This is a genomic window from Acidovorax cavernicola (assembly GCF_003581445.1).
Window position 1 is genome coordinate 36322 of record NZ_QXMN01000029.1, and the last position, 26230, is coordinate 62551.

The 26230-nt window shown below is 67.9% G+C and carries 13 protein-coding genes and 1 tRNA gene; 6 read left to right on the forward strand and 8 right to left on the reverse strand.

All coding sequences use genetic code 11. The features are described from left to right. Nucleotides 1-185 precede the first annotated feature (185 nt). The 3 genes from D3H34_RS21090 to D3H34_RS21100 all read left to right on the forward strand — a co-directional run bounded on the left by D3H34_RS21090 (nucleotide 186) and on the right by D3H34_RS21100 (nucleotide 2763). Nucleotides 186-1007 carry a ferritin-like domain-containing protein gene (locus D3H34_RS21090; RefSeq protein WP_119556202.1) on the forward strand — a complete coding sequence of 274 codons (822 nt, stop codon included), beginning with the start codon at nucleotides 186-188 and terminating at the stop codon, nucleotides 1005-1007. Between the two features lie 721 nt (nucleotides 1008-1728). Beyond that, complete coding sequence (locus D3H34_RS21095; RefSeq protein ID WP_119556203.1) at nucleotides 1729-1965, forward strand: hypothetical protein; 237 nt, start codon at nucleotides 1729-1731, stop codon at nucleotides 1963-1965. Nucleotides 1966-1968: 3 nt separating this feature from the next. Next, entirely contained in the window at nucleotides 1969-2763 is a 795-nt protein-coding gene (locus D3H34_RS21100; protein WP_119556204.1) for a winged helix-turn-helix domain-containing protein, read from the forward strand. A gap of 60 nt (nucleotides 2764-2823) precedes the next feature. Here D3H34_RS21100 and D3H34_RS21105 read toward each other — a convergent pair whose 3' ends face one another. From D3H34_RS21105 to D3H34_RS21115, 3 genes are read right to left on the reverse strand one after another with little or no spacing between them, the layout of a single operon-like run. Further along, on the reverse strand, nucleotides 2824-3261 hold the full coding sequence (locus D3H34_RS21105; protein ID WP_119556205.1) for a hypothetical protein: 438 nt from the start codon (nucleotides 3259-3261) through the stop codon (nucleotides 2824-2826). 2 nt (nucleotides 3262-3263) lie between these two features. Beyond that, on the reverse strand, nucleotides 3264-4124 hold the full coding sequence (locus D3H34_RS21110; RefSeq protein ID WP_119556235.1) for an OmpA family protein: 861 nt from the start codon (nucleotides 4122-4124) through the stop codon (nucleotides 3264-3266). Nucleotides 4125-4147: 23 nt separating this feature from the next. Continuing rightward, the gene (locus D3H34_RS21115; protein ID WP_119556206.1) at nucleotides 4148-18160 is read right to left on the reverse strand and encodes an ESPR-type extended signal peptide-containing protein; all 14013 of its coding nucleotides are present in this window, start codon (nucleotides 18158-18160) and stop codon (nucleotides 4148-4150) included. A gap of 321 nt (nucleotides 18161-18481) precedes the next feature. Between D3H34_RS21115 and D3H34_RS21120 the strand changes: the two genes are divergently transcribed. From D3H34_RS21120 to D3H34_RS21130, 3 genes are read left to right on the forward strand one after another with little or no spacing between them, the layout of a single operon-like run. Next, nucleotides 18482-19225: a response regulator transcription factor gene (locus D3H34_RS21120; protein ID WP_119556207.1), complete on the forward strand. Its 744-nt coding sequence runs from the start codon at nucleotides 18482-18484 to the stop codon at nucleotides 19223-19225. After that, nucleotides 19225-20544 carry a FecR family protein gene (locus D3H34_RS21125; protein WP_119556208.1) on the forward strand — a complete coding sequence of 440 codons (1320 nt, stop codon included), beginning with the start codon at nucleotides 19225-19227 and terminating at the stop codon, nucleotides 20542-20544. Before D3H34_RS21120 ends, D3H34_RS21125 begins: the two co-directional genes overlap by 1 nt. Nucleotides 20545-20560: 16 nt before the next feature. Further along, the gene (locus tag D3H34_RS21130; RefSeq protein WP_119556209.1) at nucleotides 20561-22933 is read left to right on the forward strand and encodes a CHASE2 domain-containing protein; all 2373 of its coding nucleotides are present in this window, start codon (nucleotides 20561-20563) and stop codon (nucleotides 22931-22933) included. A 381-nt stretch (nucleotides 22934-23314) separates the two neighbouring features. Here the strand turns inward: D3H34_RS21130 and D3H34_RS21135 are convergent. From D3H34_RS21135 to D3H34_RS21155, 5 genes are all read right to left on the reverse strand, one after another. Continuing rightward, nucleotides 23315-23388 (reverse strand) — tRNA-Gly (locus D3H34_RS21135). Beyond that, nucleotides 23368-23658 (reverse strand): hypothetical protein, encoded by a 291-nt coding sequence (locus D3H34_RS21140; protein WP_205736783.1) that lies wholly within the window; start codon nucleotides 23656-23658, stop codon nucleotides 23368-23370. Before D3H34_RS21140 ends, D3H34_RS21135 begins: the two co-directional genes overlap by 21 nt. Nucleotides 23659-23793: 135 nt before the next feature. Beyond that, the gene (locus D3H34_RS21145) at nucleotides 23794-24570 is read right to left on the reverse strand and encodes an alpha/beta hydrolase family protein (protein ID WP_119556210.1); all 777 of its coding nucleotides are present in this window, start codon (nucleotides 24568-24570) and stop codon (nucleotides 23794-23796) included. Continuing rightward, nucleotides 24554-25720 carry a DUF3182 family protein gene (locus D3H34_RS21150; protein WP_119556211.1) on the reverse strand — a complete coding sequence of 389 codons (1167 nt, stop codon included), beginning with the start codon at nucleotides 25718-25720 and terminating at the stop codon, nucleotides 24554-24556. The genes D3H34_RS21145 and D3H34_RS21150 overlap by 17 nt, the downstream gene beginning before the upstream one ends. Before the next feature lie 7 nt (nucleotides 25721-25727). Continuing rightward, nucleotides 25728-25994, reverse strand: coding sequence for a hypothetical protein (locus D3H34_RS21155; RefSeq protein WP_119556212.1), 267 nt, complete (start codon nucleotides 25992-25994; stop codon nucleotides 25728-25730). Nucleotides 25995-26230 lie beyond the last annotated feature (236 nt).

The following is a 26230-nucleotide window of genomic DNA, read 5'->3' on the forward strand; positions in this document are numbered from 1 at the left end:
ATCGATTATAGGTTTGCCCATGGTGCCCGAGCCGGCCCGGGGCCATGCCGCGCCGCCCTCATCTTGCCCTCACCGTGATCCGGGAGCCGGGGCTAACATGGGCGGCTGAAGCGGCGCTCGCCCTCCCCGGCCGTAGCCTGTTTCGCCCCTGTTTTCATCGGCATTCCATGAATCAAGGAGCACGCATGGCAGGTCAGGCGTCGGAACACTGGAAGATCGAAGACCTCGATTTCTCCCGCATCGCACGCGAGCAGGTGCGCACGGACGAAAACCTCTTCTACCTGGTGGCGTCCGCCTCCTTCATCGAGAGCGGCTCCGACCTGTACACGCAGAACCTGGTCGATTTCTTCCGGGGCGACGACGAAGTCACCGGGTGGCTGTCCAATCACTGGGAGCAGGAAGAGCTGCAGCACGGCCAGGCCCTGCGCGCCTACGTGCGGCACGTGTGGCCGGAGTTCGAATGGGACACCGCCTACCGCGGCTTCCTGGCGGAGTACGCCACCTATTGCAAGGTCGAGCTGCTGGCCCCGACCCGCGCCCTGGAAATGACCGCCCGCTGCGTGGTCGAGACCGGCACCGCCACCTACTACCGCGCCATGGCCCGCAGCACCACCGAGCCGGTGCTGCGCGACCTGGCGACCCGCATCGCGACCGACGAGGTCAACCACTACAAGCACTTCTACCGGTTCTTCCGCCGCTACCGCGCCCAGGAGCGGCTGAACCGCTTCCGCGTGATGGGCACCATCGGCCGGCGCACGCTGGAGCTGAAAAGCGAGGACGCCGACTGCGCCATCCGCCACGTGGTGAAGGCCCGCGCGCCCCACCGGGCCGACGACGCCGCCTACATTCAGCAACTCAGCGCGCGCATGAACAGCACAATCCGCACGAACCTGAGCCCCGGCACCACGCTCAAGATGCTGATGCGGCCGCTGGAGCTGCCGGCCCGGGTCCAGACGGTGATCCAGTACCCGATCCGGCAGTTCATGGAGCACGTCTTCCTGCGCTGAGAGGCCGAACGCACCGAAAAGACGGGCAAAAAAAACCCAGCTCGATGCTGGGCTGAATCTCTGGATTGCTGTCACGCACAGAGAACCCGCACTAGAAGCGAGTCCTCAAAATTTAGGGCCGGCGCCCCGCCCGGGTTGTCAGACAACACCGACACTTCCGAACGATCGTGCGGGCGGACGGTACCCATCCAGCCCCAAAAACTGCCAAATTCTTCACACTTTTTAACTTGTCCTACGGTTACGACATTTTTCCGCTGACATGCTGGACGCCCGTCGTCGCCGACGATGGATTCGCTGTCACGCAACAGGGCCGCAGAAGAAGAGCTCTCTGTTTGCCTTAGAGCGCGCCCTCAGGGCGCATCTCGAGATACCCGCTCCGGCGGGTATTTTTTTGCCCGCCGCAGCGCCTTCCGTCGCCCCTACCACACCGAAATGACGGGTTCTCCCAGTTCCACGGGGACAACGCTGTGGAAAACCTTGTGCGCAGCGCGCCAAACCGTTGCCCGGCGGGGCCTGCAACGCGGTGCCTGCAAAAGAGGCAACGCGCGAAGAAAACCGGAAAAAATAAATTTCCGGGCCTTTTCCAGCCGTCGATGCCCGCCCCGCCCAGGCAAACGACGCCGAAAGAATTCATCAGACTCCTGCCCCGAGGCCCCGGCTAGCATCCAGAGACCCGGGCAGCCCGCTTGCGCCGCGCCGGGGAAAAAGGGAGCAGAACATCGTGAAGTGGATCGTGGCTGGCTTTGTGGCGCTGGTCTTTGCCGTGCTGTCGTTCAATGCATTCATTGCCAACGACCTGAGCCGCCAGCGCAGCGGCAACCGGCTCATCGGCATGCTGACCGACCTGTACGGCTGGCTGATGGGCACCATCGGCTCCGTCCCGTCGGGCCTCCTGTTCGCCGCCTGCGCCGTGGGCATCGTCGTGCTGGCCGTCCGGGACGGCAGGAAGACGGACTGAACCATGCTGGGCACCGCACGCGTGGCCCTGCTCGACGAGCAGGGTGAAATCGGAGGGCCGTTGCTGCACAGCCTGCCCCGGCTGGGCTACGAGGCCATCCCGTTCACGAGACTGTCCGACTTCCTGTCCTCGCTGGACTGCGGGCGGCAGGTCGATATCCTGCTCCTGATGGTCGACAACGAACTGGCCTCCCGCAGCCTCTTTGCCGCCTGCCGGGCACTGAACATCCCGACGCTGCTCATCGTGCGCGACAAGCGCTGGGAGCAGCTCATGCCGTGGCGCGACGCACCGGGCTGGGACGACTTCATCGAACTGCATGGCGCCGGCGTCGAAGGCGCCATGAACGAACTGGCCTGGCGCATGCGCACCCTGCTGCTGCGCGCCCGGCATGCGGCGCAGACCACCCACCTCCACACGACGAGCTGGGGCCCCTATCAGTTTCTCGACATGGCCCACACGGTGCTGCTGGGCGACCGGCGCATCCGCCTGCAGCCGCGCCAGTACGCCTTTGCCGTGACCCTGTTCCGCAACGCCGGGCAGGTGATCACGCGCGACTGGCTGTGGCAATCGATCTGGGACAAGACCACGCCTTACGAAGGCACGCGCGTGCTCGACGTGTGCGCGGCCAACATCCGCAAGCGCCTGAACCTGTGCGCCGAGAACGGGTTCGTGCTGCGCGCGGTCTACAAGCGGGGCTACCAGCTGATTCCGGTGTCGCCCGCCCCCGGACAGATCAAGGAGAGGGAGTTCACGCGACAAGGCGGCCGACGTCATGCCGCCCTTGCCGTGAATTTCTGACAGGCCCGGCCCCTGAACGGGCCGGGCCCCGGGCCCCCGGGTCGAGGGCCCGAAGGCGCATCAGGCGTCGACACCCACCCGCACGAGCCGCGCCGGCCGCAGCCGGTTGTCCAGCGAAGCCAGCCAGGCGCCCAGGTCCTCGTTCGCCACGGGCGTCAGCAGCAGCTCGAAGGAGCGCTGCGCGCGCACCGCGACCGGCACCGCTTCCACGCTCTCCAGCTCCGAGCGGTGCGTGAGGTACAGCAACGGCAGCCTCCAGTCGGCGGCCTGGTGCATGGCGGGCACGCGCGCCACCGTCTTCTGCGCATCGGCGTGCAGTCCGATGATCACGCCGTCGAAGCGCTGCCCGACCTCCAGCACCTGGATCAGGTCGGCGATGCGCACGAACGGAATGAAGTCGGCCCCCAGCGCCGTCAGCGAGTTGCCGGTGCAGGCGCGCTGCAGCGCGTCGGAATCCACCAGGGCGATGCGGTAGCCCGAGGGAGCGGGCGCGTTCATCGTCACTGCTCCCCTGCGACGTCGAGCTCCACCCGCCGGTTGGGCTGCAGGCATTGCAGCAGCGCCGGCGAGCGCTGGGAGCCTTCGCAGTCGGACACCACCGGCTGGCGCTTGCCCATGCCGACGGTGCGGATCTGCTTGCGGTCCAGGCCCTGCTGCACCAGCAGCTCGCGCACGGTGTTGGCGCGCTCCAGCGACAGCGCCTCGTTGTAGGCATCGCTGCCCAGCCGGTCGGTGTGCCCGGTCACCACGATGTAGTGCAGCGACCTGAAGTTGCTGCGCAGCTCGCGCGCCAGATGCTCCAGCCGCGCACGCCCTGCGGGCAGCAGGTCGGAGAGCGAGGCGCCGTCGAAGCGGAACAGGCCGTCCGCGTTGAGCGTGACCTTCTGCGGCGGCGCCAGCTTGGTGCTGGCCGGAATCGGCGTGGCCGCCGGCGGCTGCGCGAGCAACGCGCAGTCGGGGTTCTTCCACCAGCCGCCGGTCATCAGCTCATCGCCGTTGAAGCGCACCATGTACTGGCAGGTGACGTAGTCGCTGCCCTTGCCCGTGTAGAAGTGGAAGAGGTAGTTCCACTCGCGCACGCCCCACAGCCCTTCGCTGAAATGCGGCCAGCCCAGCAGCTCGCGCAGTTGGTCCTTGCCCATGCCGGCGCGCACGCGCTGGAACTTCTCGGTGCCCGGGAAAGCGCCCTGCTTCCACTTGGCGTTGCCCGGCGCGGGAAACTCCTCAGCCTTCGGCGGCGACGGCTTCTCGGCCGCCGCGCGCGCCTGCGCATCCTTGTCGATGGCGGCGCCGGGCGAAGCGCAGCCTTGAAGGGCCGCGAGCAATGCCGCCAGTGCGGCCGCGGTCAGGGTTCGATTCATGTTCATTCTTGTGCTCTCCCGCTTCAATTGAAGACCCATTCCGCGCCGACCGTGGCCGCGGCGCCGGCGCGGCTCATGCCCACGCCGCCGGTCACGCTCCAGCCGTTGTTCTCGGCCGTGCGGCGGAAGCTGATGCCCACCGCGCTTTCGCCCTTGAACGTGCCGTAGCCCACGCGCATCACCGTCTTGCCTGGCACCGAGGTGCCCGGCATCTGCACGGCCATGGCGGCGGCCACGCCGGAGTAGGCGTTCTTCGCGGTGTTGCGGATCTCGCTGCCCAGCGCGTTGACGCGCGCGTCGGTGTAGGCCGTGTTGGCCACGTTCGCCTGGTTCAGCTGCTGCACGTTGACCGCGTCGGTCGGTGCCACGCCCGGCGCCACGTTCTGCACCGTCACCGGGCCGGTGGAAGCCCCGTTGCCCATGGTCACGCTGTTGTAGTTGACCGTGCCGTCCGGGTTGGTGTCGTAGCGCACGGTGCTTTGCTGAACCGCCTGCAGCTGGCGCACGTTCACCGCGTCGGTGGCCTGCGTACCGCCGGCCACGTTGGTGATCTGGCGCTCGTTGCCGGTCGAACCGACCGACACCGCGCCCTGCGCCGACTGCACCACCGTGTTCGAGAACATCTCGCGCTGGCCGTTCATGCCGGCGCGGTTGGCCACCGCGCCGTCGCCCAGCGCCACGCTGTTGGCGGTGGCAGCCGTGCTGTTGGCACCCAGCGCGATGCTGCCCGCCGCCTTGGCCTGTGCGCCATTGCCGGTGGCGATGGAGTTGTTGCCCGTTGCGACGGCCTTCGGCCCGATGGCCACGCTCTCCGCGCCCACCGCGCTGGAGTCGGCCTCCTTCGAGTTGGCATGGAAGTACTTGATGCCACCACCGCCCGTGGTCATGTTGTTGATTGCCTGGTTGGTCGCGTAGAGCTGGCTGCCGTTCACCGCGTCGGTGCTGGTGGCGCTGATCTCGCCGGCGGCGACATTGGTGATCTGGCGCTCCGCGTCCTTGTCGCCGACGCTGACCACGCCCACCGGCTTGGTGCCGGCAAACTGGTAGGTCGTGCCCTGGAGCGTGACGCTTTCCGTCGGCTTGGCGTCCGACGTTTTGGAGTCGTTGCCCAGCGCCACGCTGTTCTTCGTGGTGACCACGGCACCGGTGCCGACCGCCACGCCCTTGTCGGCATTGACGACCGCGCCTGAGCCCACCGCCGTGCTGTCAGCGCCCTTCGACGTGGGCGCCACGTAGGTCGTCGGCGAACCGGTGATCCACTTGTTGCCCGCCGCCGCGGCCTGGCTCGCCACCGCCTGCAGCTGTGCCACGTTGACGGCGTCGCTCGGTGCGGAGCCGGCGGCCACGCCGGTGATCTGGCGGAACACGCCGTTGGCCACGTCGCCCACGCCCACCGCACCCGTCGTGCTGGTGGTGGCGGCAATGGCGTTCGCTTGCGCAGTGGTCGCCTCCGGCGGCACATAACCCTGCACGCCGCCCGCGCGGTCGGCCACCGAGCCTGCGCCCAGGGCCGCACCGCCGGTCGCGGTAGCCGTGCTTGCGGCACCCACCGCCACGCTGACATCGCCGACCGCGGCGCTCGCCGCGCCCATCGCGACGCTTGCCACGCCCGAGGCGTTCGACAGCGCACCCGCCGCCACGCTGGCATTGCCCGCGGCCCGTGCCCAGGCACCGAAGGCTGCGCTGTCGATGCCGTCGGCGGTCGAGAAGTAGCCGACCGCCGTGCTGCGGTCGCCCATTGCCCAGGCGGCATTGCCGATCGACGTGGCGCTGATGCCTGCGGCCTGCGCCGCCGTGCCCATCGCCACCGCGTTGACGGCCGTCGCCTGCGCATCCTTGCCCGCCGCGATCGCGTCGGCACCCGTGGCACCGTCGTTGTTCTCGTTGCCGCCGCCGGACGAGTTGACGCTGTAGTACTTGGTCTTGCTCTCGGCGACCGTGTCCTTGAGCTGGCTGACATTCACCGCGTCGGTGTCGGCCACGCCCGGTGCCACGTTCGTGATCACCTTGCCGCCCGCATTGACGCCCGCCGTGGTCACGCTCGGCCCGCCGACGATGGTCAGGCCGGTCGCACCGAGGGTGACGTTCGGGCCCACGGTCACGCCGGCGTTGTTCATCACCGTGTCGCCGGTGGTCACGCTGTCGAACTTCACGTCCTTGGCCGTGGCCACGGTCAGCGTGTTGCCGTTGCGGGTGACCACCATGTTCTCGCCGTTGGCGAAGTTGGCGGTGCCGCCCGGCGCGATGTTCTGCGGGGTCGCCTCGCCGTTCGCGCTCAGGTTCCAGCCCTTGCTGGCCGTGGCGTCGACCAGCTTGAGCTGCTCTTCGGTCGCTGCGCGGCCCACCGTTGCAAAGCTCGGATCGGTCAGCGTCTTGTTGCTCAGGCCCTTGATGTCGTTGCTGACACCGCTGAGGTTCACCGTGCCGCTGGTCACGCCGCCGGCCGCCAATGTCGTGGTCGTCGCCCCGTTGGTCACCGTGGTGCCCACGGCCGTTGTCTTCGTGACATTGCCCGCGCCGTCGTTCACGGTCAGGCCGGTGGTGTTGAGCACGCTCTGGCCCACGGTCACGCTGTTGTTGACCTTCACGTCGTCGGCCAGCTTGAAGTCGAGATCCGTGCCCGTGCGGGTGATCTTGACGTTGCCGTCCGAGTTGCTGAAGTCGACCTTGCCGCCCGGCGCGACCTTGCCGCCGGTGGCTTCACCGTTCGCCGCGACGTTCCAGCCTGCGCTGGCGGTGTCGTTGACCTGCTTCAGTTGCTCCTCGGTCGCTGCACGGCCCACCGTGGCGAAGCTCGGATCGGTCAGCGTCTTGTTGCTCAGGCCGGTGATGTCGTTGCTGACGCCGCTGAGATTCACCGTACCGCTCGTCACGCCGCCAGCGGCGACAGCCGTGGTCGTCGTGCCGTTGTTGACCGTCAGGCCCGTGGTGTTGAGCACACTCTGACCGACCGTCACGCTGTTGTTGACCTTCACGTCATCGGCCAGCTTGAAGTCCAGGTTCGTGCCCGTGCGCGTGATCGTGACGTTGCTGTCCGAGTTGCTGAAGTCCACCTTGCCCTTCGGAGCGACATTGCCGCCGGTGGCTTCACCGTTGGCCGCCACGTTCCAACCTGCACTGGCCGTGTCGTTGACGATCTTGAGCTGCTCTTCCGTGGCCCCACGACCCACGGTCGCGAAGCTCGGATCGGCCAGGGTCTTGTTGCTCAGTCCGGTGATGTCATTGCTGACGCCACTGAGGTTCACCGTACCGCTCGTCACGCCGCCAGCGGCGACTGCCGTGGTCGTCGTGCCGTTGTTGACCGTCAGCCCCGTGGTGTTCAGGACGCTCTGCCCCACCGTCACGCTGTTGTTGACCTTCACGTCGTCGGCCAGCTTGAAATCGAGATCCGTGCCCGTGCGGGTGATCGCGATGTTGCTGTCCGAGTTGCTGAAGTCCACCTTGCCGCCCGGCGCCACATTGCCACCCGTGGCTTCTCCATTGGCGGCCACGTTCCAGCCAGCGTTGGCGGTCTGATCCACCAGCTTGAGCTGTTCTTCGGTGGCTGCACGTCCAACCGTGGCGAACGTCGGATCGGTCAGCGTCTTGTTGCTCAGGCCAGTGACGTCATTGCTGACGCCACTGAGATTCACGGTGCCGCTCGTTACACCGCCAGCGTTCATGGCGGTCGTGGTCGTGCCGTTGTTGACCGTCAGGCCTGTGGTGTTGAGCACGCTCTGACCCACCGTCACGCTGTTGTTGACCTTCACATCGTCGGCCAGCTTGAAGTCCAGGTTCGTGCCTGTGCGCGTGATCGTGACGTTGCTGTCCGAGTTGCTGAAATCCACCTTGCCCTTCGGAGCGACATTGCCGCCGGTTGCTTCACCGTTGGCTGCGACGTTCCAGCCTGCGCTGGCGGTGTCGTTGACGATCTTGAGCTGTTCTTCCGTAGCCCCACGGCCCACGGTCGCAAAGCTCGGATCGGTCAACGTCTTGTTGCTCAGGCCCGTGAGGTCGTTGGAGACACCACTGAGGTTCGCCGTGCCGCTGGTCACGCCGCCGGCTGCGACGGCCGTGGTCGTCGTGCCGTTGTTGACCGTCAGGCCCGTGGTGTTCAACACGCTCTGACCCACCGTCAGGCTGTTGTTGACCTTCACGTCGTCAGCCAGCTTGAAGTCGAGATCCGTGCCCGTGCGCGTGATCGCGATGTTGCTGTCCGAATTGCTGAAGTCGACCTTGCCGCCCGGCGCCACATTGCCGCCCGTGGCTTCGCCGTTGGCCGCGACGTTCCAGCCTGCTTTGGCCGTGTCGTTGACGATCTTGAGCTGCTCTTCCGTAGCCCCACGGCCTACGGTCGCGAAGCTCGGATCAGTCAGCGTCTTGTTGCTCAGGCCCGTGACGTCGTTGGAGACACCGCTGAGGTTCACAGTCCCGCTGGTCACGCCGCCAGCGTTCACAGCGGTCGTGGTCGCGCCGTTGTTGACCGTGAGCCCCGTGGTGTTGAGCACGCTCTGCCCCACCGTCACGCTGTTGTTGACCTTGACGTCATCGGCCAGCTTGAAGTCGAGATCCGTGCCCGTACGGGTGATCGCGATGTTGCTGTCGGAGTTGCTGAAATCGACCTTGCCACCCGGAGCCACATTGCCGCCCGTGGCTTCACCATTGGCCGCGACGTTCCAGCCCTTGCTGGCGGTGTCGTTGACGATCTTGAGCTGCTCTTCCGTGGCCCCACGACCCACGGTCGCGAAGCTCGGATCGGTCAGGGTCTTGTTGCTCAGCCCCGTGATGTCGTTGCTGACACCGCTGAGATTCACCGTACCGCTCGTCACGCCGCCAGCGGCGACTGCCGTGGTCGTCGTGCCGTTGTTGACCGTGAGGCCCGAGGTGTTGAGCACGCTCTGGCCCACCGTCACGCTGTTGTTGACCTTCACGTCGTCTGCGAGCTTGAAGTCCAGGTTCGTTCCCGTACGCGTGATCGTGACGTTGCTGTCCGAGTTGCTGAAGTCGACCTTGGCACCAGGTGCCACATTGCCGCCCGTGGCTTCGCCGTTGGCCGCGACATTCCAGCCCTTGCTGGCGGTGTCGTTGACGATCTTGAGCTGCTCTTCCGTGGCCCCACGGCCCACCGTGGCAAAGCTCGGATCGGTCAGCGTCTTGTTGCTCAGGCCGGTGATGTCGTTGGAGACACCACTGAGATTCACAGTGCCGCTGGTCACGCCGCCAGCAGCCACAGCTGTGGTGGTCGTGCCGTTGTTGACCGTGAGGCCCGAGGTGTTGAGCACGCTCTGGCCCACCGTCACGCTGTTGTTGACCTTCACGTCGTCTGCGAGCTTGAAGTCCAGGTTCGTTCCCGTACGCGTGATCGTGACGTTGCTGTCCGAGTTGCTGAAGTCGACCTTGGCACCAGGTGCCACATTGCCGCCCGTGGCTTCGCCGTTGGCCGCGACATTCCAGCCCTTGCTGGCGGTGTCGTTGACGATCTTGAGCTGCTCTTCCGTGGCCCCACGGCCCACCGTGGCAAAGCTCGGATCGGTCAGCGTCTTGTTGCTCAAGCCCGTGACGTCATTGGTGACACCACTGAGGTTCACCGTGCCGCTGGTCACGCCGCCCGCGGCGACTGCCGTGGTCGTCGTGCCGTTGTTGACTGTCAGGCCCGTGGTGTTCAACACGCTCTGGCCCACGGTCACGCTGTTGTTGACCTTCACGTCGTCAGCCAGCTTGAAGTCCAGATTGGTGCCAGTCCGCGTGATCGCGATGTTGCTGTCCGAGTTGCTGAAGTCCACCTTGCCGCCTGGTGCAACGTTGCCGCCAGTGGTTTCACCGTTGGCTGCGACGTTCCAGCCTGCGCTGGCCGTGTCGTTGACTTTCTTCAGTTGCTCTTCCGTCGCTGCACGGCCCACCGTGGCAAAGCTCGGATCGGTCAGCGTCTTGTTGCTCAGGCCCGTGACGTCATTGGTGACACCACTGAGGTTCACCGTGCCGCTGGTCACGCCGCCCGCGGCGACTGCCGTGGTCGTCGTGCCGTTGTTGACTGTCAGGCCCGTGGTGTTCAACACGCTCTGGCCCACGGTCACGCTGTTGTTGACCTTCACGTCGTCAGCCAGCTTGAAGTCCAGATTGGTGCCAGTCCGCGTGATCGCGATGTTGCTGTCCGAGTTGCTGAAGTCCACCTTGCCGCCTGGTGCAACGTTGCCGCCAGTGGTTTCACCGTTGGCTGCGACGTTCCAGCCTGCGCTGGCCGTGTCGTTGACTTTCTTCAGTTGCTCTTCCGTCGCTGCACGGCCCACCGTGGCAAAGCTCGGATCGGTCAGCGTCTTGTTGCTCAGGCCCGTGACGTCATTGGTGACACCACTGAGGTTCACCGTGCCGCTGGTCACGCCGCCCGCGGCGACTGCTGTGGTGGTCGTGCCGTTGTTGACTGTCAGGCCCGTGGTGTTCAACACGCTCTGGCCCACGGTCACGCTGTTGTTGACCTTCACGTCGTCTGCCAGCTTGAAGTCCAGGTTGGTGCCCGTCCGCGTGATCGTGACGTTGCTGTCCGAGTTGCTGAAGTCGACCTTGGCACCGGGCGCCACATTACCGCCCGTGGCTTCGCCGTTCGCTGCCACGTTCCAGCCCGCGTTGGCGACCTCGCTGACAGCTTTGAGCTGGCTCACGTTCACCGCGTCGCTGTCGGCGGCGCCCGCCGCCACATTGGTGATCTGGCGGAGTTGGCCGTTGCCTCCCACGCTCACCGCAGCCAGCGTGCTGGTGGTGTTGGCGATGTCCGTGCCGCTCTGCGCAGCAGTCCCGGTCTTGGGGTCGTAGCCCACGATGCCTGCCGCCGTGTTGGCCAGGGAATTGCTGCCCAGCGCCACGCCGTTGTCGACCTCGACCCCGGCGCTGTTGCCCAGGGCCGTACCCTTGGTCACGGCGGTGGCCACGCTCAGGGGCGTGCCGCCCGCGTCGGCGAAGTCGCCGAACGCCGCGCCGCCGCCGCCCGCGCGGCTTTGGGCACCCTGTGCGATCGAGCCTGTGGCCAAGGCTCCCCGGCCGACGGCGATGGCGTCAACGCCGGTGGCCTGAGCCCCAGTGCCGACAGCGATTGCATCGTCCGCGCTGGCGCGGCTGTTGGTACCGATGGCTACGGTGTTGCGGGCCTGCACGATGGGCGCCACGGCCGTGGGCTTGCCGGTGGCCGGGTCGATCTCGACTTCAGAGTTGGCACCGGCACCCAGCGCCACGTTGCCCGAGCCTCTCACGCCAGAACCTGCCCAGCCGCCGATCGCGGTGTTGCTCTCGCCCTCGACCCACTGCCCCGCTGCCGTTCCCATGGCAAGGTTGTTGCCGCCCTTCAGGTTCACGCCAGCGCTGGAACCGATCGCAAGGTTCCCGTCGCCCTCCACCCGGCTCCCGGCTTCCGCGCCCACGGCCGTGTTGAAGCTTCCAACGACCTGAGCACCCGCGTTCACGCCAAGTGCGGAGTTCCTGAAATTCCGGCCGGTCGCGCCGCTGCCAGCGCTGGCGCCCACGGAGGTGTTTCCACCATCGCTCAGGGCGCTGCCCGCAGCGGAGCCGATCGAGACATCGTCCGCGCCGCCGGCGATCGTTCCCTTGCCCGCGGCCAGGCTGTTGAGCCCGACAGCGCCATCATTGTTGTAGTTGCCGCCTTGCGACTTGCCGTCGTTCACGCTGTAGTAGTGCGTCTGTGCGGCCTTGAGCTGGCTCACGTTCACCGCATCGGTGTCGACCGCGCCGGCCGCGACGTTAGTGATGCGCCGCTCTGCGCCCACGCCGCCCACGGACACTTCGCCCACCGGCGTCGCACCGGCGACCGATGCCGCGCCCGGCGGCGCGTAGGCCGCGTTGGCATTCAACGTCGCCAGGTCCGCGGCCGTGGTGCTGTTCGCTCCCAGTGCCACCGCGTTCGCGTAGGTGGCGCTGGCATCAGTGCCGATGCTGACACCGTTGTTGCCCGTGGCCTTGGCGCGGTTGCCGATGGCGACGGTGTTGCTTGCGTTGATGCTCCCGCCCGCATTCAGGCCGATTGCGACGTTGGCATCTCCTTGCGCGCTCTGCCCGGCCAGGCCGCCCAGCGCAACGTTGAAATTGCCGGTGGTGCCCTGTCCTGCGCTACTGCCGATGCCCACGTTCGAGAATCCGTCGGTGATCGATCCGCCATTCACGCCAATGCCGATGTTGGAATCGCCCGTGACACGCTGGCCCGCGCTCGACCCCAACGCGGTGTTGGTCCCCCCTGTCACGGATATGCCGGCGTTGGAGCCGACAGCGGTGTTGTCAGCTCCCGCGACCAGTCGACCTGCGCTGTAGCCGACAAAGGTGTTGTGCGAGTTGACGGCCGCAGTGCTGCCCGAGCCGGCGGTGTTGCCGACCGCCACGGTCCCGACGCCCGCAGCCACGGCATCCACACCCGCTGCGATCGCATTGATGCCGGTCGCACCGTCGTTCTTGTAGTTGCCGCCGACGACACCGTTGTCGTTCACGCTGTAGTAGTGCGTCTGCGCCGCCGTCAGTTGGGCCACATTGACCGCATCCGTGGGGGCGGCACCCGCTGCCACGTTCGTGATCTGCCGCGTCTGCCCGTTGCCGCCCACGCTCACCGCGCCCAGCGTGCTCTTCCATGTGGCCGAGGTGTCCGTCGAAGCCGTACCCTTGGCCGGGTCGAAGCCCGCCACGCCCTTGTCGGTGCTCGCCACCGACTTGCTGCCCAGCGCCACGCCGTCGACCACGGTCACGCTGGTCGAGTCGCCCAGTGCCGTGGCGTTGGCCACGTTGACGTTGACGTTGTTGCCCAGCACGAAGGTGTTGCTGGCCGCCGCACCCAGCGTGTTGTTGTTGCCCACGCTGTAGCTGTTGGCGCCGTCGATCACGCTCGGGTCGCCGATGGCGCCGCTGTTGTTGCCGTTGACCATGTTGCCGGTACCGATGCTGATGCTGTTGTCACCCACCGCGTTGTTGCCGTGGCCCAGGGCCACGCTTCGGACGCCGGAAGCCGTGTTGCGCTGTCCCACGGCGGTGGCGGCATCTGCAGAAGCCGTATTCACGAAGCCGAGCGCCAACGTGCCTCGGCCTGTTCCGGACACGGTATTGAAAGAGCCGAAGGCCGCCCCATCGCTGCCCGTGTTTTGAACGGTATTGACGTAGCCCACCGCGCTGCTCTGAGTGGCGGATACCGTGCTGCCCCCGATTGCGATGGCACTCGCTGCGGTCGCCTTGCCTCCACCGATGGCGACTGCAGCTGAACTGCTGGCGACCGAGGCAGACCCTATCGCGAGCGCAGAGCTTCCCGATGCCGTAGCGTCGACACCGACGGCGACCGCAGCCTGCGTGGTTGCCGACGCGTTCCTGCCCATGGCAATGGCGAGCGTTCCGGCAGCGTTGCTGCCCACACCTACGGCAATGGCACTAGGCCCACTGGCCGCGGCACTCACGCCGGCGGCCAGGCTGTCCATCCCGGTGGCGCCATCGTTGTTGTAGTTCGAACCGGCAGCCTGCTTCGTCGAATTGACGCTGTAGTAGTGCGTCTGCGCCGCCTTGAGCTGTGCCACATTGACCGCATCGGTGGCAGCAGCGCCCGCCGCCACGTTCGTGATCTGCCGCGTCTGGCCGTTGCCGCCCACGCTCACCGCGCCCAGCGTGCTCTTCCACGTGGCCGAGGTGTCCGTCGAGGCCGCGCCCTTGGCCGGGTCGAAGCCCGCCACGCCCTTGTCCGTGCTCGCCACCGACTTGCTGCCCAGCGCCACGCCGTCGGCCACCGTCACGCTGGTCGAATCGCCCAGTGCCGTGGCGTTGGCCACGTTGACATTGACGTTGTTGCCCAGCACGAAGGTGTTGCTCGCCGCCGCGCCCAGCGTGTTGTTGTTACCCACGCTGTAGCTGTTGGCGCCGTCGATCACGCTCGGGTCGCCGATGGCGCCGCTGTTGTTGCCATTGACGACGTTGCCGGTGCCGATGCTGATCGACTGCGTGCCGTTGGCCTGGCCCCCATTGCCAAGGGCAATCGCCTTGGCTCCGACGGCGGTGCTGTCGCCAATGGCCACGCTGTCCGTGCCGCTGGCCAGGCTGCCATAGCCCAACGCGGTGGCGCGCGCGGCCGAGGCCTTTGCGGCGTTCGCGGTGCTCGCGGCGCCGCCCAGCGCCGTGGCGTTGTCGGCGGTGGCCTGGGTGTTGGCGCCGATGGCCGCTGTGAAGGTTCCCTGCGCCAGCGAGCCACGTCCCGCCGCGATGGCGTCGTTGCCGTTGGTGGTGGCATCGCCGAGGGCGATGTTGTCGGCGCTGTTGGCCATGCTGCCGTAACCCAGCGCCACGCTGCGAGCGCCTTCGGCACGTGCGGCGCCGTCGACGCCGTTGGCGCCCTGCGTTGCGGCACCGCCGATGGCCACGGCGTTGGCGCCTCCGCTAATGCTCAGTTGACCAATGCCGATGGCCTGGTCGCCCTGCACCACGCTGCCGGTGCCGATGGCCACGGTATGGTTGCGCGCGCTGGCGCCGTTGCCCGCATCCGCGCCGATGGAAATGTTGCCTTCGCCGCTGATCCTGGCGCCGGAACTCCGGCCGATGGCGATGTTCGTGGCACCGGTCACGGAATCGCCCGCCGCATGCCCGATGGCGACGACGCTCTCGCCGGTGGAATAGGCGCCGGCTCCGACACCGACCGACGTCGCATAGGCACCTCCGGCCTGCGCGCGGGAACCCACCGCCACGGCGTAGTCCGCAGCCACCCGGGCATCGTCGCCGATGGCCACGGCAAAAGACGCATCCTTGGCGGTGGCTCCATTGCCCATCGCGATGGCGTTGCCTCCGATCGCCTGGGCCCCTTCGCCGATGGCGATGGCGCCCGGCCGGCCTGTCCCCGCGACGGCCTTCGCGCCGATGGCGATGGCGGCTTGCGCGTACTCCCCCGTGCTCGCGCCCGTGCCGATGGCGATGGCGTCCCTGGCCACCGCTTGCCGCCCGGTGTCGGCGCCCTGGCCGATGGCAATCGCACCGCTCATGCGCGCGGTCGCGCCATCGCCCATGGCGATCGTGTGGTCCCCGATGGCCTTGGCGTCGACCCCCGCGGCGATGGCGTTGAGGCCCGTGGCACCCTTGTTGTCGTAGTTGCCGCCTGCCGCGCCGTTGTCGTTGACGCTGTAGTAGTGCGTCTGCGCAGCTTGGAGCTGGCTCACGTTCACGGCGTCCGTCGCGTCCGAGCCTGCCGCCAGGTTGGTGATGCGGCGCTCCTTGCCCGCACTGCCCACCGACACCTCGCCCACAGGCGCGGTGCCGGCGACGGTCGCTCCTGCCGGTTTGTAGGCGTCCTTGAGTGCCAGCGCCGCCGCGTCCTGCGTCGCCTTCGCATCCGCCCCCAGCGCCACACTGTTGGTGGCACTGGCCTGCGCCTGGCGGCCAATGGCAACGCCGTCGTTCTTGGAAGCCACGGCGCCGTTGCCGATGCTCACGGTGTTGTCGGCGGTGATGCCGGCAAAGGTGGTGGTGTCGACGATGCCTGCCAGGCTGCCGATGGCGATGTTGCTGTTGCCCTTGGTTCCGCTGCCGGCCAGCGCGCCGATGCCGATGTTCGCATCGCCGGCAACGCCGCTGCCCGACAGGTCGCCCATGGCGATGTTGTCGTTGCCGGTCACCGACTGGCCCGCGCTGCCGCCGATCGCGGTGTTGTAGGTGCCCTTGGTGCCCATGCCGCTGTAGACGCCCATCGCCAGGTTGAAATCGCCCTGGACACCCTGGCCTGCAGCGATGCCGAACGATGCGTTCGAGCTGCCGGTGACATCCTTGCCCGCAGCGGAGCCGACTGCGGTGTTGGCGGACCCCACGACACCGCCACCGGCTTCGTGGCCAATGCCGATGTTGTTCTGGCCAGCCAGGCCGGCGCTGGCGCCCACGCCGGCCAGATAGCCGATGGACACACTGCGCTCGCCGTTCGCCTCGGCGCCCACGCCCGCCGCCAGTGCGTTGGCGCCCGTGGCGCCGTCGTTGTTGTAATTGCCGCCCTGCTTGCCGTTGTCGTTCACGCTGTAGTAATGCGTCTGCGCCGCTTTCAGCTGCGCCACATTGACGGCATCGGCGGCGGCGGAGCCTGCGGCCACGTTCGTGATCTGTCGCGTCTGGCCGTTGCCGCCCACGCTCACCGCGCCCAGCGTGCTCTTCCACGTGGCCGAGGTGTCCGTCGAGGCCGCGCCCTTGGCCGGGTCAAAACCCGCCACCCCCTTGTCGGTGCTCGCCACCGACTTGCTGCCCAGCGCCGCGCCGTCGGCCACCGTCACGCTGGTCGAGTCGCCCAGTGCCGTGGCGTTGGCCACATTCACATTGACGTTGTTCCCCAACACGAAGGTGTTGCTGGCTGCTGCGCCCAGCGTGTTGTTGTTGCCCACGCTGTAGCTGTTGGCGCCGTCGATCACGCTCGGGTCGCCGATGGCGCCGCTGTTGTTGCCATTGACGACGTTGCCGGTGCCGATGCTGATGGATTGGGTGCCATTGGCCTGGGCGCCCTTGCCGATGGCGATGGCGGCGTCTTTCTCGGCGGAGGCGCCATCTCCCAGCGCGACGCTGGAAGCGCCATAGGCCTTGCTGGCACTGCCGATCGCGATGGCGGCCTTCTCGCCCGCGACAGCGGACGAGCCCAGTGCCACGGCATCGTCGCCGATGGCGCGCGACAAGTGACCGATGGCGGTCGTCCGGCTGGCGTCGATGCCGGCCACGCCGTTGCGCTGATACGCCGTGGTGATCGATTTCTGCAACTCAGCGGCCGTGACCAGGACGTTGCCGCTGCTGGCCTCGATGACATTGCCGCTGGCATCCTGGGTGTAGGTGCCGTCGGCCAGGCCGGCTTCGGTCACGCCGCGCGAGGCAAGAAAACCCATGAACTGGCTCTGCGCCGCCAGGCTCGCGGCCTGCACGGTGGCCTGGGAGATGGGGCTGTTCGGGTCTTGCACGGCCAGCGCGAGGTTGGCATTGGCCGCGGTGCCCAGCGCGATGTTGTTGCTGCCCTTGGCTTGCAGGCCCGCCTGCGTGCCTTGGAAGATGTTCTGGTCGCCCGTCACGAACTGGCCCGCGCGATGCCCCACTGCAACATTGCGGTTGCCCACGCTTCCACCACCCGCGCCGAAGCCCAGACCGCTGTTCTCATCGCCCCTGGCAATGGCGCCGGCCTGGTTGCCGACGAAGGAGTTGCGGGCACCATCGCCGGACGCGCCCGAACCGCTGCCGACGAAAGTGTTGAGTCCGTTGCTGAAGTCATTGGGGTCGGCCTTGGCGGGCCGGCCCATGCCTGCGTAAACGCCGATCGCCACGGTGTCATAGCCTGCTTCGGCGCGCGAACCCAGCGCCGTGCCACGTCCCTCGGCCTTCGACGAGCCGCCCAGGGCCACGGAGTTGCCCTCCGTGGCGGAGGCATAGGCGCCCACCGCCACGGAGCTCCAGTTGTTGTCGCGTGCGGTCAGGACATCGCCCCCGCTGGCGACGGCATTGAAGCCCGTGGCGACATCGCCCTTCTTGACGGCCTGGGCACCGTTGCCCATGGCGATGGTGTTGGCCTCGAGCGCTTTCGCGTCGGGTCCGATGGCCACGCTGTCGGCGCCAACGGCCCCCGAATTCGCCTGCGTCGAATTGCCGACCGCCGTCGAATTCACATGCAGGTACGGCGTCTCGTCGACATTCACCCAGCGGCCGCCCTTCCAGGTCATCAGCCCCACGCCCAGACCGTTGGCCGAAGTGCCTGCGGTGGTGTTGAAAACGACCATGCCTTCCACCGGCGTGGGCGCGGCAAGCCCCCAGGTCGTCGCATCGCCCAATGCCACGCGCGGCATCAGGACGCCCTTGTTCGGCACACCCGGGCCCGGTTCCGCACCGATCGTCAACCAGGCACTGGGATCCGGGTTCGGCGTCCCGATACCGACCTGCGCGAGTGCTGGACCGCCCAGCAGGAGCATGCCCAGGCCCAGTGTCGCGAGCTGGCGTTGCGCGCTGCGGCTCTTCTTGCCTCGGGCCGACGCGATTTCCGACGCGGCAACCCAGGCGCCCAGCGCCTCATTCCAGATGGATCGATATGACTTGTTCATTTCCCCAGTTCCTCGGATTCATTCAAGCCGGCCGTTCTTCGCTGAACCGCAACGTGGCGGGTCGGCGGAGATGGCCGCAGATGTGGAGTGATCGGAGCGCCGGGTGGCGCTACAGGGGGCGGATGATGTCGAGGGCCCTCGGAGGGCAAAGGGCAAACGTGAGGTTTGGTCAGATTTGGAAGCAGCTTTCGTTCGCGTTTGTGAATTTCTTTACTACTTCATAACCATCGCCAACAATGTTGCTTAAGTTCACGTTTTGGAATTCGTCAGATTTCCGGTTTGGATTCACTGTCAGAATTGCCCTCGCCACCTCTGGAGTCCATGCGCATCGCCATCCTTGAAGACGACCCAAACCAGCTCTCGCATCTGGTGCGAACCCTGGAGCAGCTGTTAACAATTGGCGAGACGTCTGTGACTTGCATCACGTTTTCAAATGGGTCGACCCTGCAGCAGGCGCTTCGGCGCGAAAGCTTCGATCTGTTGGTACTCGACTGGAACGTGCCCGGGATGGCCGGCGTCGAGTTGCTGCAGTGGCTGCGCAAGTGGCAGACCGACAAGGTGCCGGTGCTCATGCTGAGTTCGCGCGCCGCCGAACAGGACGTGGTGCAGGCGCTGAACCTCGGCGCCGACGACTACATCGTCAAACCTTTCCGACCGCTCGAACTGCGTGCGCGTGTGCAACGCCTGATGGCCCGGCGCGTGCCGGTCGCGCCGTCCGACGGCGAGCGCTTCGGCCGCTGGGAGTTCGAACGGGTGTCGCAAAGCGTGTTGATCCATCCCGCGCCGGGCGACGACGCACCGCCGCAGCGGCACGCCCTCACCGACCGTGAATTCAAGCTGGCGCTGACGCTGTTCCAGCACATGGGCGACGTGGTGTCGCGCGCCCACCTGCTCGAAAGCGCCGGCTACAGCACCGAAGAGCTGCCTTCGCGCACGCTGGACAGCCACATCTACCGCCTGCGCAGCAAGCTCGGCCTCGAAGCCGAGAGCGGACTGAGCCTGCGCACGGTCTATGGCCGCGGCTACCGGCTCGAATCGACGCATCAACCGCAGGCGGATTCCTGATGCCGACGAACGACATCAAACTTCGCCTGCGCCGCCTCGTGGCATGTGCCGGGCTGGTCGCCACAGCGGCGGCGAATGCGCAAGCGCCGCACGTGGTGAAGCCGGGCGAAACCCTCTGGGGCATCTCGGGCCAGCAGCTGTCCACGCCGCTGCGCTGGCCCGAAGTGCAGGAGCGCAACCAGGTGGGCGAACCCCGCCTGCTCCAACCGGGCACGGTGCTGTACTTTGCCGACGGCCGGCTCGTGCCCGAAGGCGCCGCGGTGGTCGCCGCGGTCGAGGGCCAGGCCTCCCGCCAGCGCGCGGGCGGGGCCGAACAGACCCTCACGCCCGGCATGCCGATCCAGGCCGGCGACACGCTCATCACCGGCACCGATGCCTTCGTGACCCTCGGGCTGACCGGTGGCAGCCGGATCGTGCTGCCCTCGCGCAGCGCGCTCGAGGTGCTGGCCATCGATGCGACCACGGTCCGGCTGCGGCTGATCAAGGGGCGTGTCGAATCGCAGGTGCAGAAGCAGCAGCCGAACCAGCAGTTCGAGATCCGCGCGCGGTCGATGGGCCTGGGTGTGCGGGGCACGCACTTCCGCGTGCGCGACGAAGACGGCCTGCTGACCGGCGAAGTCATCTCGGGCGAGGTGGTCGTGGAAAGAACCGCGCAGGCCACGACGACAGCCTCGGCAGCCCCGGCCGAACCACCGCTCGTGCTGCGCGCGGGCAGCGGCGCGGTGTTGCTGGACAACGGCCCGTCCGTGGCGAGGGGCTTGCTCCCGGCGCCCCAGCTGCTGAACGAAACCGCGCAGCGCAGCAATCGCACCTTCCGTTTCTCGCCCGTGCCGGGCGCGCAAACCTACCGCCTGCAGCTGGCACGCGACGAGCGCTTCCTGCTGCCGGTTCACGAGCAGCGCGGGCCCGGGCCCTCGTTCGAGGTGCCGGCAGAACTGGAGCCGGGCTTCTACCAGCTGCGCCTCACGGCCTTCGACGCCGCGCGGCTCGAAGGGCTGCCGGGCGACAGCACGATCTACCTGCCCGCGAGCGCCGGCAGCGGCACTGCCGGCCAGGGCACGTCGTCGGTGTTGTCCGACGGGCGTGTGGAAGTCCGGTGGCCGGGCGTCGCGGGACAGCGCTACGCCTTCGAACTCTCGCGCAGCGCCGACTTCGCCGTGCTGCTGGTCAACGAGCCCGCGGTCTATGCCACCGGCATGACGCTCGGCCCCTTCGCGCTCGGTGGGCGCTACCACTGGCGCGCGCGCCAGGCCACCGCTGACAGCACCGCGCCTGCCGCGGCCGGCTTCAGCGGAAGCTTCGACATTCCGGCGCGCTGAAACGAGGGCCACGCCCATGCGGCTCCTCATCGAACGGTTGCTGATGGCGCTGCTGCTGCCGCTGGCCATGCTCGGCCTGGCGCAGCGCCCCGGCCTGCTGCAGCTCGATGCGTACATCCACGACCGCCTGCTGATCCTCGCCGCGCACACGGCGTCGCCCGACATCCTCATCATCGCCATCGACGAGCACAGCCTGCGCGAACTCGGGCGCTGGCCGTGGAGCCGCGAAACCCATGCCCGCCTGCTCGAAGGGCTCGCACCGACGGCGCCGCGCGCGGTGCTGCTCGACCTTTTCCTGACCGAGCCGAGCACCGACCCGCGCGAGGATGCGCGCCTGGCGCAGGCCATGGGCCTGCTGCCCGTGTACCTGCCGCTGCTGCACGCGAGCCCCCTGGCCTTCACGGGCCACGACTGGCCGGGCTTCCTGCCGCCCTTGCCGGAGTTCGCCGCGCAGGCCCGCGGCGTGGGACATGCCGGCCTCGCGCCCGACACCGACGGCGTGGCGCGCACGCTGTACCTGCTCGAGGGCTACCCGAACCATCTGCAACCCTACGTGGGCGCGCTGATGGCGCATCGAACCCCACCGCCCACGCCCGCCCCCGACGCGACATCGCTCGACTGGCTGCGCCAGAGCCCGCTGCGCCTGCTGTTCGCCGGCCCGCGCGGCAGCTACCGCACGGTGCCCTATGTCAGCGTGCTGCGCGGCGAAGTGCCGCCCGACCTGCTGCGCGACAAGCTGCTGCTCGTCGGCGCCACCGCGCCCGGTCTCGGCGACCAGACGCTCACACCGAACGCCGGCATCCGCGGCGTGCTGCCCGGCGTGGAAGTGCACGCCAATGCCATCGACAACCTGATGCACGGGCGCAATGTGCGTGTGTCGTCCCCGCTCGGGCTGGCGGCGTGGACCGTCGTGCCACTGTGGTTCGCGCTGTGGCTGCTGATCCGCGGCGGCCGGCATGCGCTGCCGATCAGCGTCGGCCTGGCGAGCGTGTGCCTGTTGCTGAGCGGGGTCGCGATGCTGGTGTTTCATTTCTGGCTGCCACCCGCCGCGCCGATGCTCGGCCTTGCCATCCTCTATCTGCTGTGGAGCTGGCGGCGTCTCGAATCGCAGTTCTTCTACCTGCGCAAGCGCGCGCAGGTGCTGGACGCCCTGCCCGGCGGCACCTTCGAAGCCATGCCGGCACGCGTGCCCGCCCTCGCCCCTGCAGACCCGGCGACGCATCCCAAGCTGGCGCTCGACCGCGCCATTGCGCGCCTGCAGCGCATGCAGAAGCTGATGGACAAGGCCATGCAGGCCATGCCCGTGGCCATGCTGATCTGCGACGAAGAGGGACGCATCGGATCGGGCAATGCCGCCGCCTTCCGCTTGCTGGGCGGCGGCGCGCTGCCGCTGCCCGAGCACAACGACAACGCCCCCGCGCCCACCGCGCTGCGCGGCGTGCGGCTGCCCGAGCTGATCGCACCTTTGGCGGTGACACCCCCGAGCAGCACGGACGCCGCCCACTGGACCGACCTGCTGCAGGGTGAGTACGTGACGCCGGACGCGCGCGTGTTCCGCCTCGAAGCCGCGGCCTTCAGCGGCGACGCGCCCGAAGACCGCGGCTGGGTCGTGATGCTGCCCGAGCTCACGGCCGAGCGCGAAGCGCAGCGCCAGCGCAACGAATGGCGGCAGTTCCTGTCGCACGACCTGCGCAGCCCGCAGGTCACGATCCTCAGCGTCCTGTCGATGCACGATGCCAGCGATACCGAGCTGCGCACCACCATCCGCCGCGAAGCCGAGCGCACCCTTGCGCTGGCCGAAGGCTTCATGGATTTCGCGCTGGCCGAATCGGACGATTACCGCTTCGAGGACACACACGTCGGCGCCGTGCTGCTGGATGCGCGGGACCAGGTGTGGCACTACGCGCAGGCCTCCGGTGTCGTCGTCGAAGCGCGCCTGGGCGACGACGCCGTCGACACCGTCGTGCGCGCCGACGGCGCGCTGCTGACCCGCGCCATCGTCAACCTGCTGAGCAACGCCATCCGCCACAGCCCCGCAGGCCGGCGCGTGGAACTGCGCATGGACATCGAACCCGCGACCGACGGTGCAGGCGCGGGCCAGGTCCGGCTCTCCGTGAGCGACCAGGGTTCGGGCATGACGCCCGAACAGCTCGACGCCCTGCTCCACGCACCGCGCGGCCGGCGCACACCGGCGGCGCCGGAATCCGCCCCCGCCACGACGAAGGGCGCGGGCACCCGGCGCATGGGGCTGGGCTTTTCCGTGGTGCGCGCGGTGGTCCAGAAACACCACGGCACCCTCGGGGCGCAGAGCACGCCCGGCGCCGGCACGACCGTGTGGGTGCTGCTGCCTCTTCCATCGGCAGGGGCCGCGCCGTCGACCCCGAGCTGACACCTTCGGGCCCTAGCACATCGAAATGACGGGGTTGTCCCAATCCGATGGGGACAATGCTGTGGAAAACCTTGTGCGCAGCGCGTCAAACCGTTGACTGGCGGGGCCTGCAACACGGTGCCTGCGAAACAGGCAGCGAAGGCCCATCGGCCCGAAAAAATAAATCCTCGGCTTTTTCGCCACAGTTCTGGCGCCTCATTCCGTCGATTCAGGACGCGCAGAACCCCGTTCCGATGCCAGGCAGGCTCGGAACATCGACGAACTTCGACAAAAGCAGGAAGCGGGTATCGGGGAGGTGGCTCAAAGGCCAGGGAGTCGGCGCGGGCCGTGCGCAGCGCCGAGGGAGAGAAGCTTGGGAGCGGCTAGAGCGGCTAGAGCGGCTGGAGCGGGTGAAGGGAATCGAACCCTCGTATGAAGCTTGGGAAGCTGCCGTTCTACCATTGAACTACACCCGCAGCAGGCGCGGATTCTAACGTCAGTTCTCTCGCGCCAGCCCGGGCTCCGGTCTGCGGTTCATCGCGTCGCGACCGCAGCACCGCGCGCCCTTGCGGCGTGATCCGCAGCACGACGGCGACGCGCCCACCCGTGCCTCTGGCTGCCGGCGGCAGCACCGCTTCGATGAGATGCGCCGCGACCAGCATGACCGCACTGTTGATGTCGACTTCGTCGCGGACCGCCGTCGGAAACGACGCGTCTGCCATCCGGTCGAGAAAGTCCATGGGCATGGGAGGCTCCTTGGGAAATGGAGGGGCAGTCTAGGCCTGTGCACCAGGGAAAACGCGTCCAACATGGGTTGGTTTTGTAACCAATTCGACAGGTCGCAGCACGTGAGAACTTTCTCTCAACAAGGCCTGTTCCCGTCACGCCGAACTGCTTGACACCGGCTTGGTGATTGTCGACGTCGCCTTGGCGCCGAGCGTCATTTCTGTGATCCACGACACAAGCAGCGCGCCATATGCCTGGCGCGACTCCTGGCGCGACAGCGCGTGGTCGGCGCCGACCAGCTGACGGTAGGTCACCGAGCGCACGCGCTTGAACGCGGCGAGGTAGTTCTCCACCACCGGGTGCGGCACGACCTGGTCGTCTTCCGATTCGACGATGAGCACATCACCGGCAAAAGCCGCGCAGGCTGCGAGCGCGCGGTTGTCGTCGGGTCCGACCAGCGTGCGGCGGTAGGCCACCAGGTCGGAGCGGCTCAGCAGGCCCTTGGGCGTGTCCCACTCGCCGTCGCGGTACAGCGCCGGCGCGCGCAGCGCGAGCCAGCGCACGGGACGCATCGCACTGACGAGCGCGGCCAGGTAGCCGCCGTAGCTGCTGCCGACGATGGCGACAGCCGCGGGGTCGACGGTCGGATGCCCCACCAGCGCGTCGTAGGCGGCGAGCACGTCGCGCAGGTTGTCTTCGCGGGTTACCTGCTGGCGCAGCCCGGCATGGCGCGCATGACCGCGCAGGTCGAAGGTCAAGCAGACGCAGCCGAGCGCGGCGATCTCGTGGGCGCGCTTGAGGTACTGCTCCTGGCTGCCGTCCCAGCCATGCACCAGCAGCACGCCCGGCACCATGGTGGACGCAGCGAACAGCGTGCCCTCGATGTGATGGCCGTCGACGGGAATGTCGATGGAACTATGGCGTGTCGGCATGCGGGGTGGGGTCCAGCAAGGTGTATTTGCACAGCGGCCCGGTCTCGGGGTCGTTGCCCTGGTAGACCACGATCGCGTTCGCGGGCACGGTCGCTGCACCGTACACCTCGAAGCAGGAGGCGTGCACGCGCTGGCACGTCGGGTCCTGGTGAAAGGCTTCGAGCGCGGCGATCTCCGCGCCCGTGGCACCGCCCACCCGCCACGACTGCTCCAGGACGCCGGAACGCCAGTCGCCACGGCCGTCGAGCCCCTGCGCCACGTCGTAGTTCACGCGCGAGGCGAAGAAGCCCGGGTAGCAATCGATCACCGCGCGGTGGTAGCGCCGCGCCTGCTCGATCGCGCGGCGCAGCGGCGGCGGCGGATCGACAAGAGCCAGCAACGCGTCGAAGTCGCCGCGCACCAGCTGCAGGTCGGAGCCACCGTAGACCTCGGCGCCCGCGTTGTCGCGCGTGATGCGCTGTGTGCCGCAATAGCTGACGACGCGTTGCGCCACGATCAGTTGTCCGACGCTGCAGGTCTCAGGCTGTTCGAGGTTGGTCTCGAGCACGAGGCCGTGGGTGGCGATCTCGCGGTCGTCCATCGCGTCGAGGCTGCGCTCCAGCGCGTGGACATCGTCGACCACCTGCTGCCCGCGCCCGCCGGTGGCGGTCACCGGCTTCAGGCGCACGCGGCCGATGTCGAACAGCGCGCGGCCCGCGCCGCGTGCGTCGTCGGTGCTGAAGCACGAGAAGCCGGGCAAGGCCGCATCGCCGATCTCCGTGGCAAGGCGCGTCGACCATCCGGTGGGCCGCGTGGCATCGGGGCCGATGAGCGGATGGCTGATCGCCTTGGTGGCGACGAAGGCATGCGGCACGACGCCGCCGAACAGGTCGTCCACGCTGGCGATGCCCATCGCCCGCGCGTGCTGCGGATCGGTGAGCGTGTCGCTCGGCACGAAGTACAGCGCGCCCTGAGTCGGCTGGCCGGCGTTGTAGGCGCCCGCGAATTCCCAGCCCTGGAGCGCAGCGAGGCGCTGCGCGAAGTTGGCGCGCGTGACGTGCTCGTGTTCGCTGCAAAAGCCCTGCGGGCTCACGTCCCAGGTCACCACGCGGCGCGGGCCCTCGCGGGCAGCGACGGCCTCCGCCATGACGGTGTTCAGGCGCGGGTCCATCGCCGCCTCAAGGCTTGGGCGACGGAGCGCCCTCCTCGTTGGACGCGTCGGACGGCAGCTTGACCTTCGTGACGGTGACCGACACCGGGTCGCTCGCCGGAAAGGACTCTTCCACGCCGCTGTCGAGCGCCTCCTCGCTGGAGGGCTGCGGCGTGGGCTTGGCGGCCTCGGCCGGCAGCGTGCCGTGGTTGTCGGACGTGGGAAACGGGAACTTCTCCGGCGGGTTCTTGTCCGGACTCGCCGGCTTCGGGTCGGGGGTCTGCTTGGAAGTCATGGGGTCTCCTTGGCGCGATGCGCACGGGCTCACATGGCTGCCTCCTTCGGCTGAATTCCGCTGAAGGCATTCCACTGAAGGCGGCATTGCCTCCATGGTGGACAGATCACAACGATTGCCGGTCGGAGGGCGCAGCGCGTGCGCGTGGGACCCGTCCGGCACCCGCCTGGCATCGCTGGCGCCGGGCCCGCGCGTGCGGCATCGGCCCACACGAAGACCGGACACTTGGCCGATGC

Bases quoted from the DNA above. Each gene is read 5' to 3' on its own strand.
- D3H34_RS21090 (WP_119556202.1), top strand. From the start codon at position 186: ATGGCAGGTCAGGCGTCGGAACACTGGAAGATCGAAGACCTCGATTTC.
- D3H34_RS21100 (WP_119556204.1), top strand. From the start codon at position 1,969: ATGCTGGGCACCGCACGCGTGGCCCTGCTCGACGAGCAGGGTGAAATC.
- D3H34_RS21105 (WP_119556205.1), bottom strand. From the start codon at position 3,261: ATGAACGCGCCCGCTCCCTCGGGCTACCGCATCGCCCTGGTGGATTCC.
- D3H34_RS21110 (WP_119556235.1), bottom strand. From the start codon at position 4,124: ATGAATCGAACCCTGACCGCGGCCGCACTGGCGGCATTGCTCGCGGCC.
- D3H34_RS21115 (WP_119556206.1), bottom strand. From the start codon at position 18,160: ATGAACAAGTCATATCGATCCATCTGGAATGAGGCGCTGGGCGCCTGG.
- D3H34_RS21120 (WP_119556207.1), top strand. From the start codon at position 18,482: ATGCGCATCGCCATCCTTGAAGACGACCCAAACCAGCTCTCGCATCTG.
- D3H34_RS21125 (WP_119556208.1), top strand. From the start codon at position 19,225: ATGCCGACGAACGACATCAAACTTCGCCTGCGCCGCCTCGTGGCATGT.
- D3H34_RS21130 (WP_119556209.1), top strand. From the start codon at position 20,561: ATGCGGCTCCTCATCGAACGGTTGCTGATGGCGCTGCTGCTGCCGCTG.
- D3H34_RS21140 (WP_205736783.1), bottom strand. From the start codon at position 23,658: ATGCCCATGGACTTTCTCGACCGGATGGCAGACGCGTCGTTTCCGACG.
- D3H34_RS21145 (WP_119556210.1), bottom strand. From the start codon at position 24,570: ATGCCGACACGCCATAGTTCCATCGACATTCCCGTCGACGGCCATCAC.
- D3H34_RS21150 (WP_119556211.1), bottom strand. From the start codon at position 25,720: ATGGACCCGCGCCTGAACACCGTCATGGCGGAGGCCGTCGCTGCCCGC.
- D3H34_RS21155 (WP_119556212.1), bottom strand. From the start codon at position 25,994: ATGACTTCCAAGCAGACCCCCGACCCGAAGCCGGCGAGTCCGGACAAG.